19 protein-coding genes are annotated in these 18,780 nt (G+C 66.6%); 7 read left to right on the top strand and 12 right to left on the bottom strand.

Translation table 11 applies throughout. The features are described 5' to 3' along the window. The first annotated feature begins 60 nt into the window (after nt 1–60). Nucleotides 61–927: an endonuclease domain-containing protein gene (locus tag QXH22_RS22965; protein WP_306245681.1), complete on the top strand. Its 867-nt coding sequence runs from the start codon at nt 61–63 to the stop codon at nt 925–927. A gap of 304 nt (nt 928–1,231) precedes the next feature. Here QXH22_RS22965 and QXH22_RS22970 read toward each other — a convergent pair whose 3' ends face one another. Next, complete coding sequence (locus QXH22_RS22970; protein WP_306245682.1) at nt 1,232–2,071, bottom strand: Bax inhibitor-1/YccA family protein; 840 nt, start codon at nt 2,069–2,071, stop codon at nt 1,232–1,234. Between the two features lie 250 nt (nt 2,072–2,321). Between QXH22_RS22970 and QXH22_RS22975 the strand changes: the two genes are divergently transcribed. The 3 genes from QXH22_RS22975 to QXH22_RS22985 are packed head-to-tail and all read left to right on the top strand — an operon-like array spanning nt 2,322 to nt 5,907. Further along, nucleotides 2,322–3,383 (top strand): enoyl-CoA hydratase/isomerase family protein, encoded by a 1,062-nt coding sequence (locus QXH22_RS22975; protein WP_306245683.1) that lies wholly within the window; start codon nt 2,322–2,324, stop codon nt 3,381–3,383. A gap of 11 nt (nt 3,384–3,394) precedes the next feature. Next, nucleotides 3,395–4,168 carry an enoyl-CoA hydratase gene (locus QXH22_RS22980; protein WP_306277102.1) on the top strand — a complete coding sequence of 258 codons (774 nt, stop codon included), beginning with the start codon at nt 3,395–3,397 and terminating at the stop codon, nt 4,166–4,168. Further along, nucleotides 4,165–5,907, top strand: a complete 1,743-nt coding sequence (locus QXH22_RS22985; RefSeq protein WP_306245685.1) for an alpha/beta-hydrolase family protein — start codon at nt 4,165–4,167, stop codon at nt 5,905–5,907. Before QXH22_RS22980 ends, QXH22_RS22985 begins: the two co-directional genes overlap by 4 nt. A gap of 67 nt (nt 5,908–5,974) precedes the next feature. On the opposite strand, the gene QXH22_RS22990 is transcribed toward QXH22_RS22985, so the two are convergent. Together QXH22_RS22990 and QXH22_RS22995 are read right to left on the bottom strand one after the other, a co-directional pair. Next, nucleotides 5,975–6,388 (bottom strand): rhodanese-like domain-containing protein, encoded by a 414-nt coding sequence (locus QXH22_RS22990; RefSeq protein WP_306245686.1) that lies wholly within the window; start codon nt 6,386–6,388, stop codon nt 5,975–5,977. Beyond that, entirely contained in the window at nt 6,388–6,957 is a 570-nt protein-coding gene (locus tag QXH22_RS22995; RefSeq protein WP_306277103.1) for a cysteine dioxygenase family protein, read from the bottom strand. Before QXH22_RS22995 ends, QXH22_RS22990 begins: the two co-directional genes overlap by 1 nt. A 103-nt stretch (nt 6,958–7,060) precedes the next feature. On the opposite strand from QXH22_RS22995, the gene QXH22_RS23000 reads away from it, so the two are divergent. Both QXH22_RS23000 and QXH22_RS23005 read left to right on the top strand, forming a co-directional pair. Then, nucleotides 7,061–7,495, top strand: a complete 435-nt coding sequence (locus QXH22_RS23000; RefSeq protein WP_371934298.1) for a lipoprotein LpqV — start codon at nt 7,061–7,063, stop codon at nt 7,493–7,495. A 94-nt stretch (nt 7,496–7,589) separates the two neighbouring features. Then, a complete protein-coding gene (locus QXH22_RS23005) occupies nt 7,590–8,639 on the top strand; it encodes a patatin-like phospholipase family protein (protein WP_306277105.1) in 1,050 nt (349 codons plus the stop codon). Nucleotides 8,640–8,685: 46 nt separating this feature from the next. On the opposite strand, the gene QXH22_RS23010 is transcribed toward QXH22_RS23005, so the two are convergent. From QXH22_RS23010 to QXH22_RS23040, 7 genes are all read right to left on the bottom strand, one after another. Further along, on the bottom strand, nt 8,686–9,555 hold the full coding sequence (locus QXH22_RS23010; RefSeq protein ID WP_306277106.1) for a patatin-like phospholipase family protein: 870 nt from the start codon (nt 9,553–9,555) through the stop codon (nt 8,686–8,688). Beyond that, nucleotides 9,552–10,433: a class II glutamine amidotransferase gene (locus QXH22_RS23015; protein WP_306245691.1), complete on the bottom strand. Its 882-nt coding sequence runs from the start codon at nt 10,431–10,433 to the stop codon at nt 9,552–9,554. The genes QXH22_RS23010 and QXH22_RS23015 overlap by 4 nt, the downstream gene beginning before the upstream one ends. Before the next feature lie 3 nt (nt 10,434–10,436). Further along, entirely contained in the window at nt 10,437–10,913 is a 477-nt protein-coding gene (locus tag QXH22_RS23020; protein ID WP_306277107.1) for an SRPBCC family protein, read from the bottom strand. Then, nucleotides 10,913–11,983, bottom strand: a complete 1,071-nt coding sequence (locus tag QXH22_RS23025) for a dihydrodipicolinate reductase (RefSeq protein WP_306245693.1) — start codon at nt 11,981–11,983, stop codon at nt 10,913–10,915. The genes QXH22_RS23020 and QXH22_RS23025 overlap by 1 nt, the downstream gene beginning before the upstream one ends. A 99-nt stretch (nt 11,984–12,082) precedes the next feature. Beyond that, complete coding sequence (locus tag QXH22_RS23030; RefSeq protein ID WP_306277108.1) at nt 12,083–13,714, bottom strand: fatty acid--CoA ligase; 1,632 nt, start codon at nt 13,712–13,714, stop codon at nt 12,083–12,085. Nucleotides 13,715–13,823: 109 nt separating this feature from the next. Then, nucleotides 13,824–14,993: a YncE family protein gene (locus QXH22_RS23035; RefSeq protein ID WP_306277109.1), complete on the bottom strand. Its 1,170-nt coding sequence runs from the start codon at nt 14,991–14,993 to the stop codon at nt 13,824–13,826. A 415-nt stretch (nt 14,994–15,408) separates the two neighbouring features. Then, nucleotides 15,409–15,747: a helix-turn-helix transcriptional regulator gene (locus QXH22_RS23040; RefSeq protein WP_306277111.1), complete on the bottom strand. Its 339-nt coding sequence runs from the start codon at nt 15,745–15,747 to the stop codon at nt 15,409–15,411. A gap of 138 nt (nt 15,748–15,885) precedes the next feature. On the opposite strand from QXH22_RS23040, the gene QXH22_RS23045 reads away from it, so the two are divergent. Continuing rightward, complete coding sequence (locus QXH22_RS23045; RefSeq protein WP_306277368.1) at nt 15,886–17,751, top strand: heavy metal translocating P-type ATPase; 1,866 nt, start codon at nt 15,886–15,888, stop codon at nt 17,749–17,751. On the opposite strand, the gene QXH22_RS23050 is transcribed toward QXH22_RS23045, so the two are convergent. Continuing rightward, complete coding sequence (locus tag QXH22_RS23050; RefSeq protein WP_306277112.1) at nt 17,744–18,508, bottom strand: DUF427 domain-containing protein; 765 nt, start codon at nt 18,506–18,508, stop codon at nt 17,744–17,746. The two genes, QXH22_RS23045 and QXH22_RS23050, sit on opposite strands and share 8 nt — an antisense overlap. Continuing rightward, the gene (locus QXH22_RS23055) at nt 18,505–18,780 is read right to left on the bottom strand and encodes a DUF6295 family protein (RefSeq protein ID WP_306277113.1); all 276 of its coding nucleotides are present in this window, start codon (nt 18,778–18,780) and stop codon (nt 18,505–18,507) included. The genes QXH22_RS23050 and QXH22_RS23055 overlap by 4 nt, the downstream gene beginning before the upstream one ends.

Consider the following 18,780-nt stretch of genomic DNA (forward strand, 5'->3'; position numbering starts at 1 on the left):
GTTTGTCACCCTCACCGCAGACCCAACCGCGCTGTCAGTGCCAAGCACCACCATGGCGGCATGAACAGCGCGCAACAACCTTTTATTGGCAGTGAGGCGCTGGCCAACGGCATCCTGACACGGCACGAGCTGCGCACCTACTACCGCGCGATCATGCCGAACGTCTACCTGGACAAGCGGGTCGAGCCGACGTTGATACAACGCACCGTGGCGGCGTGGTTGTGGTCTGGGCGACAAGCGGTGGTTGCCGGCGCCTCCGCATCAGCGATACACGGATCCAAGTGGGTCGATGATGCGGCTGCCATCGAATTGATCTGGCGCAACGCAAGGGCACCGCAGCGCGTCATCACCCGAGACGAGCTTCTGTTGGAAGGCGAAACCCAACTAATCAAGGGTATTTCGGTGACGACGCCAGAGCGCACGGCATTCGACGTCGGCCGGCGCGGCCCGTTGGTCCGCGCCGTTGCCAATCTCGACGCGCTGGCGGCCGCGACAGATTTCAAGGTGCCCGACGTCGGCGACTTGGCAGCCGGCCATCGACACGTACGGGGTTTGCGCCAACTGGAAGCCGCACTGCAACTGGTCGATGCAGGTGCCCAATCGCCCAAGGAGACTTGGCTGCGCTTGCTGTTGATAAGGGCGGGTTTTCCCCAGCCTCGGAAACAGATTCCGCTGATGAACCAGCACGGTATTCCTCGCTACTTCCTGGATATGGGTTGGGAGGACGTCATGCTGGCTGTCGAATACGACGGCGACCAGCACTGGACCGATCCAGCGCAGTACGCGCGCGACGTCGATCGGCAGGAGTACATCGCCAGCATTGGCTGGACAGTCGTCCGCGTAGTTAGCAGACACCGTCCCGGCGACGTGATCCGACGAGTCCAGAGCGCGTGGGACGCCCGAACGCGAGGTCGACTCTGCGCGTAAGGCGACAACGCGCGAGTGACCGCCACCCTCAACGCAGACCCAACGCCAAGGAGCGGGCCAAGAGCGCTCGCCGAACGCGCCTGCCGAGCGCCCACCACCCACACCGTTGACTCTGCGTTCACGGCGACAAACCGCGAGTAAGAACCACCCCCAACGCAGGCTCAACCCAACACCGCACGCGCCCAACCAACACCGCACGCGGACTCAACCCGGCCCCGCGAGACCCAACCCATCAGCGCGCAGGCCCCCCGCAAAAGGAAAAGCCGGCACACCGAAACGGTGTGCCGGCTTGCCCGTCGAGGGATTAGTCGTTCTGCAGATAACTCAGCAGACGCAGGATCTCCAGGTACAGCCAGACCAGGGTCACGGTCAGGCCAAGGGCGATGCCCCACGCGGCCTTCTCCGGCGCGCCCGCGCGGATCATCTGGTCCGCCGCATCAAAGTCGATGAGGAAGCTGAAGGCCGCGATACCGATGCACACCAGCGAGAAGATGATCCCGATCGGTCCGGCGCTGCGCAGGCCCAGACCTTCGCCGCCGCCAACGTGGAACAGCGCCAAGACGAAGTTGCCGAGCATCAGCACCAGCACGCCAAACATCGCGGCGACCAGCATCCGGGTGAACTTGGGCGTCACCCGAATGGCGCCGGTCTTGTAGACGACCAGCATCCCGAAGAACACCCCGAGCGTGCCGAGTACCGCCTCGCCGATCAGCATCCCGGCATTGGCCGAACCCACCGAGAAGTTCGCGAGCAGGAACGAGATGGCACCCAGGAACAGGCCCTCGAGCGCCGCGTAGCTCAGCACGATCGCCGGGTTGTCCTGCTTGCGGCCGAACGTGGCGATCAGCACCAGAGCCAACCCGCCGAACGCGCCGACCATGGTCAGCGGCATCGCCAGGCTCAGGTTGGTCGCCACCAGGAAGTAGGAGACGATCGCCGTGGTCGACAGCATGGCCAGCGTCAAGCCGGTCTTGGTGACGACGTCGTCGATGGTCAGCGGGCGCGAGACGCGAGCCTCACGTCCCTGCTGGTAGGGAGCGTAGGGGTCGGCCGGATAGCCCGACTGCACGCCGGGGCCGAATTGCGCGTATCCGCCCGCCTGCTTCGGCAGCGAACGAAATACCGGGTTACTTGTCTCCCGCACCGTCGGATCCTCTCTAAAATTTCTGTGGCTTCGAACGTGCGAACAATCGCTCAACGAGTGGTGGTCCGCCCGAGTTCCCGGCGGAGCTGGCGTTTCGTATTCAGTCAGGGACCCGTATAGCTCGTCCGGATCACCCTAAACCTTAGACCCGCGGAGATCCGCGAGCGAGTAACGATCTAGATTGCTCGTCAAACTCATGGCCACGTCGGCCCGAGTGGTGGAGCGGATTGCGGCGAGGGGAGACAAGCGCATGACCGGGGTCGTCGAGGGGGCCGTAACAGGGGAATCCGACGAAGTCCTGACCCGCGTTGTCGACGGCGTCGGTTACGTGACCCTCAACCGGCCCAAGGCAATCAATTCGCTGAACCAGACCATGGTGGACCTGCTCAGCACCGTGCTCGTCAGGTGGGGACGCGACGACGCGGTGCGTGCGGTGGTGCTGACCGGGGCCGGCGAGCGCGGACTGTGCGCCGGCGGCGACGTGGTGGCCATCTATCACAGTGCGCGCAAGGACGGGGTCGACGCCCGCCGGTTCTGGCGCGATGAATATTTGATGAACGGTCTGATCGGCCGGTTCACCAAGCCGTACGTGGCGGTGATGGACGGAATCGTGATGGGCGGTGGCGTCGGCGTCAGCGCACACGCCAACACCCGCGTGGTAACCGACACTTCGAAGGTCGCGATGCCCGAGGTGGGCATCGGCTTCATCCCCGACGTCGGCGGGGCGTACCTGCTGTCCCGCGCGCCTGGAAAGCTGGGCTTGCACGCCGCACTCACGGGCGCGCCGTTCAACGGCGCCGACGCCATCGCGCTGGGATTCGCCGATCACTACGTACCCCACAGCGAACTCGACGCGTTCACCGCAGCCGTCGCGACCAACGGGGTCGAAGGTGCACTCGCCCGGCACGCAACAGAACCGCCGCCGAGTGAACTTGCCGCACAGCGGGAGTGGATCGACGAGTGCTACTCGGCCGACAGCGTGGTCGACATCGTGGCGGCATTGCAAAACCACGATGCCGAGGCGGCCAACGCAGCCGCCAAGCTCATCGGCACCCGCTCCCCCGTCGCCTTGTCGGTGACCTTCGAGGCGGTGCGGCGCGCCGCCGATCTGGAAACGCTGGAAGACGTTCTGGTGCAGGACTATCGAGTCTCAAGCGCTTCGCTACGTTCACACGACCTGGTGGAAGGGATCCGGGCACAGCTGGTGGACAAAGACCGAAACCCCAAGTGGTCACCGGCATCGCTGGCCGAGGTCACCGTGGCCGACGTTGCCGGATACTTCGCGCCCGTCGACGACGACCTGAAGTTCTAGAGAGGTAAACCATGGCGTACGAAACCATTCTCGTCGAACGCGAAGAGCGGGTCGGCATCATCACACTCAACCGGCCCAAGGCACTCAACGCCCTCAACAGCCAGGTGATGAACGAAGTCACCAGCGCTGCAACAGAATTGGACCAAGATCCAGCCATCGGGGCGATCATCATCACCGGCTCGGAAAAGGCGTTCGCCGCTGGGGCGGACATCAAGGAGATGGCCGGGCTGACGTTCGCCGACGCCTTCGGCGCCGATTTCTTCGCTCCCTGGGGCAAGTTGGCCGCCGTGCGCACCCCGACCATCGCGGCGGTCGCCGGGTACGCCCTCGGCGGCGGCTGCGAGCTGGCGATGATGTGCGACCTCCTGATCGCCGCTGATACAGCGAAATTCGGCCAGCCGGAGATCAAACTCGGTGTGATTCCTGGGATGGGCGGCTCGCAGCGACTGACCCGGGCCATCGGCAAGGCCAAGGCGATGGACCTCATTCTGACCGGCCGCACCATCGACGCCGCGGAAGCCGAACGCAGCGGCCTTGTTTCGCGGCTGGTGCCGGCCGACGACCTGCTCACCGAGGCGAAGGCCGCCGCCAAAACCATCTCGCAGATGTCGCTGCCGTCCGCTCAGATGGCCAAGGAGGCCGTGAACCGGGCATTCGAATCGACACTTGCCGAAGGACTTCTCTACGAGCGCCGGCTCTTCCACTCGACCTTCGCCACCGACGACCAGACCGAGGGCATGACGGCCTTCATCGAAAAGCGCCCGCCCGACTTCACCCACCGATGAGCACTTCCCCGGCCGCGGAGACCACCGACGAGGACGTACCGGAACCCACCAAACCCGCGGAGAACGCACCTTGGTGGCACCGGTACCGCGGCCGCTGGTGGGTCCGCCACTACACCTACACCGGGACCCTGTTCGGCTTGATTTTCGTCTGGTTGTCGCTCACCCCGTCACTGCTGCCCCGCGGTCCCCTGTTCCAGGGGGTGGTCAGTGGCTGCTCGGGTGCCATCGGGTACGGCCTGGGTGTGTTCGCCGTGTGGCTGGTCCGGTACATGCGGTCACAGAACACCAGTCCCCCTGCGCCGCCCTGGGTTTGGCCGCCGCTGATCGTGGTCGGCGCAATCGGGGTCGTCGTCATGGCGATCCGCTTCCACGTGTGGCAGGACCACGTGCGCGACATGATGGGTGTCGAGCACCTGAAGTGGTATGACTATCCGCTCACCGCGGTGCTCGGGGTGATCGTGCTGTTCTCGCTGGTCGAGATCGGCCAGCTCATCCGTCGGCTGGTCATTGTTCTTGTCCGACAAGTAGATCGGATCGCGCCCTTCCGGGTGTCGGCGACCATCGTGGTGATCGGGCTGATCGTGCTGACGATCACCTTGCTCAACGGTGTCGTCCTGAAGTTCGCCATGCGTTCCATGAACGGCAGCTTCGCCGCGGTCAACAACGAAATGGACCCTGGCTTCAGTCCACCCAAGTCCAAACTGCGCTCGGGCGGACCGGAATCACTGGTGTCCTGGGAGTCGCTGGGCCATCAAGGCCGCATCTTCGTCGAGGGTGGGCCTGCGGTCAGCAAACTGAGCGCGTTCAACGGCAGCCCGGCCGTCGAACCGATCCGGGCCTACGCCGGCCTGAAATCCGCCGAAGACATCGACGCGACCGCCGAACTCGCTGCCCGGGAGTTGTTGCGCACCGGCGGATTACAGCGCGCGGTGGTCGCGGTGGCAACCACCACCGGAACCGGCTGGATCAACGAAGCGGAAGCCTCGGCGCTGGAGTACATGTACAACGGCAACACCGCGATCGTGAGCATGCAGTACTCCTTCCTGCCCAGCTGGCTGTCGTTCCTGGTGGACAAGGAGAACGCCCGGCACGCCGGGCAGGCGCTGTTCGAAGCCGTCGACAGGCTGATCCGGCAGATGCCGGAGTTCAAGCGGCCCAAGCTCGTCGTCTTCGGCGAGAGCCTTGGTTCGTTCGGTGGTGAGGCGCCGTTCATGAGCATCAACAACGTTCTGGCCCGCACCGACGGCGCCCTGTTCAGCGGGCCGACGTTCAACAACACCATCTGGACTCAATTGACCGCCAACCGCGACAGCGGTTCGCCGGAGTGGTTGCCGATCTACGACGACGGCCGCAACGTACGATTCGTGGCCCGACCGGAGAATCTGGACCGCCCCCAGGCGGCCTGGAATCACCCGCGGGTGGTCTATCTGCAGCACGCATCCGACCCGATCGCCTGGTGGACCCCCGACCTGTTGTTCAGCAAGCCGGACTGGCTACGCGAGAAGCGTGGCTACGACGTGGTGCCCGAGATGCGCTGGTTTCCGTTGGTGACGTTCCTGCAGGTGTCGGCCGACATGGCAGTCGCCGTCGACGTGCCCGACGGACACGGTCACCGCTACGTCGCCAATTGCGCGGACGGGTGGGCCGCGGTGCTGTCGCCGCCAGGCTGGACGTCCGAGAAGACCGCGAAGCTGCGTCCGCTGTTGCATGCCGATTCCACGGCCGGCACCTCGGGATAGCTCTCGGGAGAAGCTGAGCGGAATTGACGGCGCTGGTGATCCCACCACCGGAACCGGAGGGCTCGTGCTAGGTCAGGACGGGCTCACGGGCCTGCAGTAGCCGCGCGGTCTCGGCCAGCACATCCGCGGCGACCAGCGCGTGGTATCCCCCCACCACGTCCGTCGCCCGGTACAACCCGAGATCCAGCAGCGCGGCCGCGGCCAGGCTCGAGGTGTATCCCTCCGAACACAGGATCACCCACTCGACGTCGTCGTCGGCAGCCTGTGGCAGCCGGGCCTCACTGGTCGGGTCGCAGCGCCATTCCAGCACGTTTCGCTCGATCACCAGCGCTCCGGGCACCTCGCCCTCGCGGGCACGCTGGGCGGCCGGCCTGATGTCCACCAGCAACGCTCCGCGCCGCACCGCCTCCGGCACCTGCTCGGCCGGCAGCCGCTGGTAGCGCTCACGCGCGGCCTGAAGAATCCGGTCAATCCTGCTCATCACGGTCCTTCGGGTTGATCGGTCAGTTCGGTGCGCTGCCGGCGCAGCGTATTGCGTTCGGTCACGTCGTAGTACGACATCGCGGTCAGCGGCGGTGAGTAGGCGTGCACACTCAACGTCGGCTGCACCGGCGCCGGGCTCGTGACGGACACTGCAGCAGGGCGTGGCGCCCACACCACATCGTGCACCCACCCCAGCGGAAACCCCGCCTGGTCACCGGCATCCAGTCGGCGACGGCGCAATCGCAGACCGTCCCAACGGAATTCGTTGAGCGAACCGGACAGCACGGTCAGCGCCCCGAGGGATCCACCGTGATCGTGTAATTCGGTGGCGTGGCCCGGAACCCAGCTGATCAACCAGATGTCGAGCTCGTCGTCGCCGTGGATGCGGGTGAACCAGCGCTCGTTCTCCGGCACACCGCCGTCAGGCAGCAGATGGTCGCAGCGCCCGCTCAGCACGTCGTCGGCAGCCAGGTCGGTGGCATGCAGCAGATCCGGAACCCGCAGCCGGGTCGGTCCCGAGTGGGGAATAGTCGGCCTGAGGTAGGGGCGAGCGAGGGCAGAAGTCATCGAAGAACTCCGGTGTGTGAAAGGAACAGGGCAAGCGGCGGCGCGTCAGGGCCGACAACACTCGCAAGAGAACCGTTCCGTCACGTCGTCAGTGTTGCATAGATTGGGACTTGTGCGCGCACACCGACGATGGGGATCCTTGCTCGCCGCGCTCGCGTGCCTAACGGCCGTCGCCGGGTGCGCGCACGCCGGGAGTGGCGGCAGAACGACGTCCTCGCCGGCCGGCTCGTCGACCGCGACCAGTTTGCTGCCGGCAGGCGCCATCGGCGTCTCCCCCGGCGGCGTGACCACCCGGGTGGACGCTCCGGCCGAGTCCACCGAGGAAGAATATTTCCAGGCCTGCCATGCCGCCAAGGAGTGGATGGACGCCCAGGGCGGCACTGGCGAGGCGCAGATCGAGCCGTACCTGGCGATGGTGCAGGCGACCGGCCCCGGCTTTGCGGGTAGCTGGAACAAGCGCTGGGCGGAACTGGGCCCGGAACGTCAGGCAGCGGTGATCGTCGCGGCGCAGGCTGCTGGCCGGGGCGAGTGCGGCTGACGGTTCCCACCACCGGTGTGGCAATTCGGATCAGGCCTGAGCAAAACCGTCAGCCGGTTCGGCGGGGCACCCCGTCACCAAGCACAATGATGGGATGTCCGGACCAATACCCCTGCGCCCCCGCGCGTCCTCAGGAAGTCGCGTCGCGTTGGCACTGGGCAGTGGCGGTGCCCGCGGCTACGCCCACATCGGCGTGATCCAGGAGCTGCAGGAGCGGGGCTACGAAATCGTCGGCATCGCCGGATCGTCGATGGGTGCGCTGGTGGGCGGGGTCCAGGCGGCCGGACGTCTCACCGAACTCGCCGATTGGGCCCAATCGCTCACGCAGCGCACAATTCTCCGGTTGCTCGACCCGTCACTCACCGCGGCCGGTGTGCTGCGGGCGGAAAAGATCCTGGACGCGGTCCGCGACATCCTCGGCCCGGTCACGATCGAAGAGCTGGCGGTCCCCTACACCGCGGTGGCCACCGACCTGCTGGCCGGCAAGTCGGTGTGGTTCCAGCGCGGCCCGGTGGACGAGGCCATCCGCGCCTCGATCGCGATCCCGGGTGTGATCGCGCCGCATGAGGTGGGCGGGCGCCTGCTCGCCGATGGAGGCATCCTCGATCCGCTGCCGATGGCTCCGATCGCGGCCATCAACGCCGATCTGACCATCGCGGTCAGCCTCAACGGCAGCGAACCGGGGGCCACCCGCGACGCCGAACCGGGTATGACCGCCGAGTGGCTGAACCGCATGCTGCGCAGCACCACCGCGCTGCTCGACACCAGTGCGGCCAAGTCGCTGCTGGATCGGCCTACCGCGCGGGCGGTGCTGAGCCGATTCGGAGCCTCGATCCCGGATTCCGATGACTGGTCAGACAATGACGAGGACGACGCCGACGAGGTGCCCGAGGTGCCGAAGCTCGGCGGCTTCGAGGTGATGAACCGGACGATTGACATCGCCCAGTCGGCGCTGGCCCGCCACACGCTGGCGGCCTACCCGCCGGATCTGCTCATCGAGGTGCCACGGACCACGTGCCGAAGCCTGGAATTCCACCGCGCGGTCGAAGTCATCGGTGTGGGAAGGGCTTTGGCCGCTCGCGCGTTGGACGCATTCGAGAACGCCGGCACCGAGGAAGCCGAGGCACCGGCAATCGAGGGCTGACAGTCCCGGATAACAGCGCGAACGCCGACAGATCAGACGCCGATGATCAGACGTCGAGAAAACGCGCGACGGCCTCTGCTTCCCGGCGTCCCTGTGCACGCCCGGCCTGAGCCGAGCCGATCCGGCAGCGCGGATCGAGGGGGTTGGCGCCGAACGCCGCGAGTGATGCGTCGTCGGCGAAGACGCTGAACGTATCCCCGGCGAACGCGGCGATCTCACCGGCGGGACCGGGGCCGAAAGGTGACGGGGTATCGACGCCGGAAGGGACCAGCACCACGGCAACGTCGCAGTCGCCGGCGACCTCGATGTTGACCGAGCTGTTCACCCCGCCATCCATATACCGCCGGCCGGCGATCGTCACCGGCGGCCACGCCCCCGGCACCGCGCAACTGGCCGCCACCGCATCGACCAACCCGACCCCGCAGTGCCGATCGAAGACCACCAATTCCCCTGTCGCCGTGTCGATTGCGACGATTCGCACGGCACGGTCCGGCCACTCGTGCGAGGGCAGGCGTTGCTCGATCACCGCACGCCGCACCGATTCCGGCACGGTGTCGGTGGCCAGCGCCACAGCACCGATCCGCTGCAGGCGGCCCCGGGTCCGGTCCCAGCCAGGGGTGCGGGGTTCACGCAGCGCGTCCAGGAACAGTTCGGTGATCGTGTCGATGTCGACACCGGGGTCGATCTCGGCCGAATTCTCGGCGACCTGGCGGTCGTACAGCGATTCCAGCGAGCAGCCGCTGCTGATCTGCGCCGCGACCGTCGAACCCGCGGAGGTGCCGACCAGGACGTTGGACTCCACCAGGCGTTGCGCCGCCGCCGGTGATTCATCGGAGATACCGCGCAAAATACCTGTCTCCCAGGCGATTCCCGCCACGCCGCCGCCGGCCAGCACCAGCGCTCGTCGGGCCGTCACGGTCGGTGCCGCGTTCCGGGGAGGGCGTGCTGGGCACGGAAGACCGGCTGACTCAGATCGTCTCTGCGCACCAGATGCCGGGGCGGATCGGGAAGCACCATGGTGCGGTTGATGTTCAGACCCGCGTTGACGTAGATCAACTCCCCGGGCTCGAGAAGACACCAACGCGTGTCGTCGTCCATCGGTTCGGTCGCGAACACCACCGAGGAGCGTTCGGTAAGTGTCGGGCTCTGCGCGTGAATCCTGCTGGTGCTCATATCGAAATCGGGGACGCCGTCAACCCGCCGGTCCAGCATGAACAGCTGATGGGTGTCCGGGTAGCGCAATGCCCACATCTGCGTTCCCATGCACAACAGGATGTTGACGGCGTAGACGGGCACGTTGTCGGCGAGCCAGCTGACGGCGTCCACGATTCCGGCCGATACGTCGCCGCCGTGCGCGCGAATGCCCGCGGTGATCAATGCGAACACCCGCTCGGAATCGGTCTGTCCCAGTACCAGATCGAAGGTGCCGAGCTCACGAAGCCGGTCTTCGACGACGTCGAGACCCTCGATCATCCCGTTGTGCGCGAAGATCCGGCCGTCCTGCAGGAACGGGTGGGTGTTGCGCACATCGAGCGATCCCGTCGTGGCGTAGCGAACGTGGGCGATGAAGGTGGTGCCGTCCAGCTGATGCGCTTCGGTGGCGAACGTCGCGTCCTGCCAGGCCGCTATCGGCTCCTTGTACAACTGCGGCCGGCCGTGCTCGTCGAACACCCCCAGGCCCGTGCCGTCGGGGTTCTTGCGGCTCTGCCGGGCAAGACTGTCCGGCGCCTCGAGCAACCAGAACGTCGCGGCCACGACTTCCGTCCCGGCATGTAGGCCGAAGAGTCGACACATGGGTCAGTCGATCACCAGTTGCGCGGAGAGCTTTTCCAGCACCACCCGCGCATACCCTTTCCACATCTTTCCGAACACCGGCAGCAGGGGCGCCGAGGCCGACGACTTCGGGTGCAGCGTCCACTGCCAGCTCACCCGGGTACCCGTGCCGGCGGGCGCGAATGACCAGACGCCGTCCACCGAGCTCACCAGCGTGGCCAGCGGTCCGCTGATGTCCGACAGGGTGTACCCGAAAGACCGCGGCGGGTCGACGGTGGTCAGCCGCTCTTTCACCCGGCCCCCGCCCACCATGAGGATGGTGCGGGTCTGGCCGGGCGCATCCCAGTCGCCGACCTGGTCCCGTACCTCTTTGATGGGCGGAATGATTCCGTACCACTGGGCGCAGATGACCGGCAGCGATATGGGCAGCGTCTGGGCGAACGCGTCCTCGACCGAGATGGGGATGGCGCGTGACTGCTGGACTACGACGGACTTCGGCATCAGATCCCCTCGTGGCGTGACAACCGGGGCGCGGCCCGGCCGGTGATGAGCGGCAGGTCGAAAAAGCTCTGGATTCCCGCCGGAGCTGCGCAGGTGGCCGGAACCGCGTTGACGCAGTGCGCCGCGGTCGCGACGACACCGGGATTGCTGACCAGCCCGGCCTGCACGCTCTCCGGCTGCCATCCCTTGATGGTGACGAAGGTGTCCGGGTTACCCCGCACCTCGATCTCGTACCGCTCCCCTGCCGGCCCGAAAGACCATGGCGGATCGAGGTTTTCCTCACCCATCAGCCAGTTCACGGTGATCTGGACGACTGGGGTGTCGCCGACGAGCGCCTCCCAGTGGAAGCGGCGTCCCGCGACCTGACCGGGTTCGATCATCCCGATCGGTGAGTCGATGGGCGCGGTCGCGACGGCCACCTCTTGCGTCGCGCGGATCTCCGGATCGGCGGCGAAGCCGATTTTGTCGACGCACAGCCGCACCGACTGGAAGAAGCCGCCGTTCAGCAACTTCTGCATCGGTCCGGTCAGCGCGCTGTCCGGGGTCCCGCCGAATCCCATCACGTAGCGCAGCACATCCGGTGCGCCGTAGGTACGCAGATCGGAGAACTCCTCGGCGCGAACAAACGTCACGCCGGTGGACATCACCGAGAGCAGCAGCGGAAACAGCTCCGTGGCCGCACCGGGTCCGATTCCGGCACCGTGCAGCGTGGTGTTGCCTCCCTGGGCGGCGACTTCCAGTGGAGCGCCTTCTTTTTCGGTCGGATAGAACCAGCCGAGTGGGGTGACGACGTTCTTGCCCGAACGCAGCAGCGCCGCCACTTCGTCGACGCTGGGCAATAACGGCGCGTAGATCACCGCGTCGGCATCGAGCCTCAGGATGTCGTCGATGTCGGCGGTCGCGGTGACGCCCAGCGCCGGCCCGCCGATGATCTCGCCGACGTCTTTGCCGCTCTTGGCTTCTGAATGCACCCAGCAACCGACGAGTTCGAGTTCGGGATGCTCGAGGATCCCTTTGATCGCGGCCACTCCGACCGATCCGGTTGCCCACTGGACGACCCGCAGGCTCATGGTGCTGGTCCCCTCTCCCTCGCGAGCAGACACAAAATCGCGTGTTTCGGGCCTCGGAAGTGCGAGTTTGTGCCTGCTCGCGATCAGTCGATCAGTCGCTCAGTCGTGCGCTTCGACGACCTCGTAGTCCCCGTCGTTGTAACGCGACCGGATGGTCTTCTTGTCGTACTTGCCCACACTGGTGCGCGGAACCTCGTCCGCAAACGCCCACCGCTCGGGCAACCACCAGCGAACCACCTTGTCTCCCAGAAACTTTCGCAGATCCGACGCTTGCACGTCGGCTCCTTCCCGGGTGACGACGACGGCCAGCGGCCGTTCCTGCCAGCGCTCGTCGGGCACCCCCACGACCGCGGCCTCGACCACATCGGGATGACCGATCAGGCAGTTCTCCAACTCCACCGATGAGATCCACTCCCCGCCGGACTTGATCACATCCTTGGCACGATCGGTCAGCGTGATGAAGCCCTGCTCGTCGATGCGCCCCACGTCGCCGGTGCGCAACCAGCCGGAATCGAACTTGGACTCGTCATAGCCCTGGTAGTAGGCGCCGGTGATCCACGGACCCCGCACCTCCACCTCGCCGACGGCCTTACCGTCGTTGGGCAGCACCTTGCCGTCGTCGTCGACGATCCGGGTCTCCACGCCGCACACCGGCTGCCCTTGGGTCACCCGGAATGCCCAGTGCTGGTCGTCCGGGGTGCCCGGCGGCGGCCAGGCCATGGTGGCCAGCGGTGAGGTCTCGGTCATCCCCCACAGCTGCCGGATCTGCACGCCGTGTTTGTCCTCGAAGGTGCGCATCAGCGATTCCGGAACGGCGGAGCCGCCGCAGGCGACCATCTTCAGCGACGACATGTCGTGCCCGGGCTCCTTGTCCAGGTAGTGCATGACGTCGTTCCAGATGGTCGGCACCGCACCGGCCCTGGTGGGACGCAGCGTCTCGACCATGTCGACCAGCGACCGGGCGTCCAGATGACGGTCGGGCAGCACCAGGTCGGCCCCGGCCATCAAGGCCGCGTACGGCAGGCCCCAGGCGTTGGCATGAAACATCGGCACGATCGGCAGCACCCGGTCGCTGGAACCCACCCCGATACCGTTGACGGTGCAGGCCGCCATGGAATGCAGGAAACTCGAACGGTGGCTGTAGACAACGCCTTTCGGGTTACCGGTGGTGCCGCTGGTGTAACACATGGCGGCCGCGGAGTTCTCCTCGATCGTCGGCCAGTCGAATTCGGTTGATTCGCCGTCGATCAGCTCGTGATAGCGCACCACCGTCTTGCCGCCGTCCTGCAGCGGCGTGATGTCGCCGTCGCCGACCGCGACCACGGTGTGCACAGTCTCGAGTTCGGCCAGCACCGGCCCGAGCAATTTGGCCAGGGACACGTCGACCAGCACCACCTGGTCCTCGGCTTCATTGGCCACATAGGCGATCTGGTGTGGGAACAACCGGATGTTGAGGGTGTGCAGCACCGCGCCCATCGAGGGGACCGCCAGATAGGTCGCCAGGTGCTCGGCGTTGTTCCACATGAAGGTGGCCACCCGCTGATCGCCGGTGACGCCGAGGCCGCGCAGCGCATTCGCGAGTTGGGCAGCCTGCTGTCCCAGTTCGCGATAGGTGATGCTGCGGTAGCCGTCACCGGTCGCGGTAATGACCTCGCGCAGTCCGTGGACTCCGCAGCCGTGCCGCATGATCGCGGTGATCGTCAGCGGAAATTCCTGCATCGTGCTGTACATCGATGTACCGCCTCACGCGTCTCGGCGCAGCACCGCCTGTCGGTTCCCGTGGCCGAATGCTATCGCCGCGGCGCGGGCTCGCGAACGTCGGGCCGACGCGCGGCCGGTGTCAGACGAGGGCGGCGTCGTACTGCAGCAAGTCGGGCACGAACAGGTCCACCGAACGCCTGCTTTCCAGTGCCGCCTGCTCGATCCGCGTCTCGGCGTTCACCGCGACCGGTGCCACGGTGACGGCACCGGAATAGTCGGCGACATACAGCGAGGTGCCGTCGGCACTTTCGGCCACACAGGACGGCTGGCTCGCGACGTCCACGCGGTCGATGACGTCCTGAGTGAGCGTGCACACCACGGTGACGCTGTCGTCGCTCACCAGGTAGGCGCGCTCGCCGTCAGCGCTCAGCGTGAGCCGGGTGACCAGGCCGGTCACCTCGGCGATCTTGCGGGTCCCGGCGATCTTGTTGGTGCGGGTGTCGACGACGTCGAGCACCGCAGCCTCGGGGCCGCTGCTGGCGACGTAGACCAGACCGCCGTTGGGGCTGATGGCAACGTCGCGGACGGGCAGGCCGATCTCGACGGTGGCGATCACCGACGGGCTCGCAGCCTGCGCCGACGTCTTGGCCACCAACTTGGAGCTCTTCGCGGGCTTCCCGCTCTTGCGACGCCAACGGGCACGTCCGGCGGGCTCGTCCGGATTCAGCCCGGTGTCGATGACGACCACTTGGCCCCCGCGCGGACCGTTCACACCGACGTACAACCGGCCGCCGTCAGAACTCGCCTGGACGGATTCCGTGGTGGTACCGGCGGTGCGCGCGATGTCGACGACGTGCATCCGCCCGGTCTCGACGTCCAGGATTGCGACGTCGGCGCCGCGCGCACCGTTGCGGCTGATGTACACGTGCTTGCCGTCGCCACTCACGGCGAGGTCGCTCACGCTCAAGGCGACCCGGTGCGAGGCGATGACAGTGTTGGTGGCCAGGTCGATGACCTGAATCGCGTCGTAAGCCGGGGATACGGTGCTCACGTACGCACGATCCGCGGTGAGGGCGATTGCGAACGGTTCGGCCAGGCCTCCGATGGCGTCCACCACCCGGCAGCTGTCGGCGTCGATGACCGAGACGCTGTCGCTGCCGTAGTTGGTCACCAGCAGGCGGCCGCCGGCCGGGCTGGCCGCAATGCCGCTGATGGGCCCCCTGAAAACCGGGATCTGGACGGCAACCGGGCTAGCCCCGAGCTCGAGGACCTCTGAAACCCGGCCGTTCACCTTGCTTTCGAAGCTCACGCTGGCACCGCCTCTACTCTGTTGGTCGAACTCTCCGGACGGCTGACCGCAATCGCGCGACTATGTACGAGCGGTCATCCGATAAAGCGCATAACAGCACCGGAAAGTGCTGCTTCAACACACGTTTAACCGCTATTCTAGCCGCCGAATTCCAGCTAAAAAGAATTCAAATTCGCGGCTGTTACCTACATCACGTGGACATCTAAGTATACGCTCAGGATGGCCGGCGATGACGCTCGGGCATACCCGCTCCAGCAAAGCCAAGGCACCTTTTGACGTGCAGAATCAATCTCCCAGCGAACGAATGCGACCGCCGCGGCGCCAGCTTCAAATAAGAATTTCTTATTATTTACCGCCCAACGAGGCGAATATCACATCCGGTGGCGCCGCGTGTCGCCGAGAATTGTGCCGGTCGCTAGGAACCGGGAGCAGGGCGATTTTCGCTCAGGTCGGCACCGTCGAGGGCCTGACTGAGCACCCGCAGAATGTCTTGATCGGCCGGCGAGTAGTAGATGAAGGTCCCTTCGCGACGGGCCTTCACCAGCCCGGCCAGTCGCAACTTCGCCAGGTGCTGGCTGACGACGGTGGGCGCCACCTGAGCAAGATCGGCCAAGCAGGCCACCGACGTCTCGCCCTGCAGTAACGCCCAGAGAATCTTGACCCGGGTGGGATCACTGAGCATGCGAAATGTCTCTGCGGCACGGGTCACTCGTTCCTCGGAAGGCATGGAGAAGCCGGCGATCGACGAATGCACGGGGCCAATCGTACCGCTGACCTGTGCAATTACGCATCCATCTGGAATCGCAGTTGCATACCTTCACACATATGCAGCTATAGTGGCCGCGTGTCTGCAACCGCGGTCCGCCCTACCGCCGATGCGGCGCATCGGGCGCTGCCCGGTGTCGCGTCGATATCCGAAGTTCGCTGGGCCCTGGTCGCGACCGCGTTCTTCGTGCTCGGGCTCACCGGCCAGCTCGCCGGTGTCCCCGGCTGGCTCGTCTGGGTGCTGTATCTGGCCTGCTACGCCGCCGGCGGATGGCAGCCGGGCCTGGCCGGGCTGGACGCGCTGCGAAACCGGGTACTGGACGTCGACCTGCTGATGGTTCTTGCAGCGATCGGCGCCGCCGCGATCGGCCAGATCTTCGACGGCGCGTTGCTGATCGTCATTTTCGCCACCTCCGGCGCCCTGGAGGCCGTCGCGACCCGGCGCACCGAGGACTCGGTGCGCGGACTGCTGCGCCTGGCGCCCGAAACCGCCACCCGTGTCGATGATTCCGGTGCCGAAGAGGTGGTGGACGCCGCGCGGCTGGCGGTCGGGGACGTGCTGCTGATCCGCCCCGGCGAGCGCGTCGGCGGTGACGGCGTGGTGCTCGAGGGCGCCAGCGCGGTCGATCAGGCCACCATCACCGGAGAACCGCTGCCGGTCGAAAAAGCCACTGGTGACGAAGTTTTCGCCGGCACCGTCAACGGCACCGGCACGCTGCTGGTCCGGGTGACGCGGCCGAGCGCCGACTCCGTCATCAGCCGCATCGCGGCGATGGTCGCCGAAGCCAGCGCGAGCAAGGCTCGCACTCAACTGTTCATCGAGAGGGTAGAGCAGCGCTATTCGGTGCTCATGGTGGCGGCGACCGTCGCGTTAATGGTGATTCCCCTGCTGGCGGGCAGCGATCTGCGCTCGTCGCTGCTGCGCGCGATGACGTTCATGATCGTGGCCTCACCGTGCGCGCTGGTGCTGTCCACCATGCCGCCGCTGTTGGCGTCGATCGCTACCGCCGGCCGCCACGGCGTGCTGGTGAAGTCGGCCGTGGTTCTGGAGAAGCTCGCCGGGGTCAGCCATGTCGCGTTCGACAAGACCGGCACCGTGACCAAGGGAACGCCGCAGGTCAACAGCCTTCACCCGGAGGCCGGGTATACCTGCACCACCCTGCTGTCGCTGGCCGCTTCCGCGGAATACCACTCCGAGCACCCCGTGGCCCGGGCCATCGTCGCCGCCGCGCGCGAGGCGGGCGCCGCGGTCCTGCCGGCGACGGAGTTCACGTCCGCGCCCGGACGTGGCATCCGCGCGCGGGTGGGCCACGACACGGTCGAGGTGGGCAGCCCCGCACTGCTCGGCCACCACGGCGCCGTCGTGCAGTTGGAACAGACCGGCCACACCGCGGTCGTCGTCGCCGTCAACGGCACTCACGCCGGCGTGCTCGGGCTCACCGACGACCCTCGCGAGGACGCGAGAGGCGCCGTCGCAGAGCTCGAATCACTCACCGGCACAACACCGTTACTGGTGACCGGGGACAACGCCCGGGCCGCCGGGCGGCTCGCCGCCGACGTCGGGATCACCGACGTGCACGCCGGCCTGCTGCCCGAGGACAAGGTCGGCGTGGTGCGCGCACTGGAGGCGCACGGGGCCAGGGTCTTGTTCGTCGGCGACGGTGTCAACGATGCTCCCGCGATGGCCGCCGCGCACGCGGCGGTCGCCATGGGCCGTTCCGGATCCGACCTTGCCCTGGAAACGGCCGACGTGGTGATCACCCGCGACGACCTGGCCGCGCTACCGGCCATCGTCGCACTGGCCCGCCGGGCCCGGCGCGTGGTCGCCGCCAACCTGGTGATCGCCGCGACCTTCATCGTCGTCCTGGTCACCTGGGATCTGCTGGGACACCTTCCCTTGCCCCTGGGAGTGGCGGGGCACGAAGGTTCGACGGTCCTCGTCGGCCTCAACGGCCTGCGCCTGCTGCGCGATCGTTGCTGGCGGGCTAGCTGAACTGGGTCCGCGGGCGGGGCAGGGCGACACCGTCGACGATGATGTCGAGTTTTTCGTTGTAGAAGGCCACCAGTCCGGCGATCGGCGCGACGGCCGGCAGCGGGTAGTGGTAGGTCCACGCCAGGTCCGGATGCAGCGTCTCGCCCACCCGCACCGACCAGTAACCGGATGTCACCCCCTTGTAGGGGCACAGCGACTGCGTGGCGGTCGGCTCCAGATGCTCGAACGCGACATCCGTCGGATCGAGGTAATACCTTGTGGGCAGACCTGTTTCGAAGAGCAGGACCGGAGACCGGGTGTCGGCGAGCAGTACGCCGTCCAGCTCCACGCGGACGTGCCGGTGCGAGCGCAGCGCATCGACCCGCGCATACGGATTGCGCGGATGTCCGTAGATCTGCTCGTCCTCCTCGAACCAGCGCAGCGGATCCCAGTCGAATCGCACCAGGCCGGCGACCGGACCGTCGCTGTCTGCGTCGAAAACCCTTGCAGCAGAGGGGTGTTTCTGACCGGCACCCACCAGGGAGTACAGCCGCGACGGCCCGAGCTGGACCCGCTGCGGATGGTTCTCGTCGTCGAGGAACTCGGTGCGCACATCAGTCAGCGGGATGTAATACGCCGGGTAGTAAGGGAACTCCCACACGTAGCGTGCCGCGGTGGTGTCGAATAGCAGTTCGGCGCCGAGGTAGCCGCGCACCCGCCGCGGTGCGGGCTCGATCCGCCCTCGCGCAGCGGCCATCTGCGGAAAATCGTTGCTCATGATTGCTCCCTGGAGGCCAGGCCGGCCGGCGCGTGCGCGATGGCCGCACGGATCGCGTCAGCCAGTGCCAGTGCACTCTCCTCGGTGAGTTCCAGCGCCACCCGCGCGGACGGCCCCAGATCGGGATTGATGACGTCGATGTTGACCGTGTGCCCGTACTGCGCATGCACGGGATGGTCGACGTACACCGTCGCGCGGCTGGCTCCGAACCATCCCGTCGCGCCCTTGCCGCTGCCCTCGATCTCGACGTGTTCGGTGAGATACGTACACAT

This window comes from Mycobacterium sp. TY814 (genome assembly GCF_030755175.1).
GTDB lineage: Bacteria > Actinomycetota > Actinomycetes > Mycobacteriales > Mycobacteriaceae > Mycobacterium.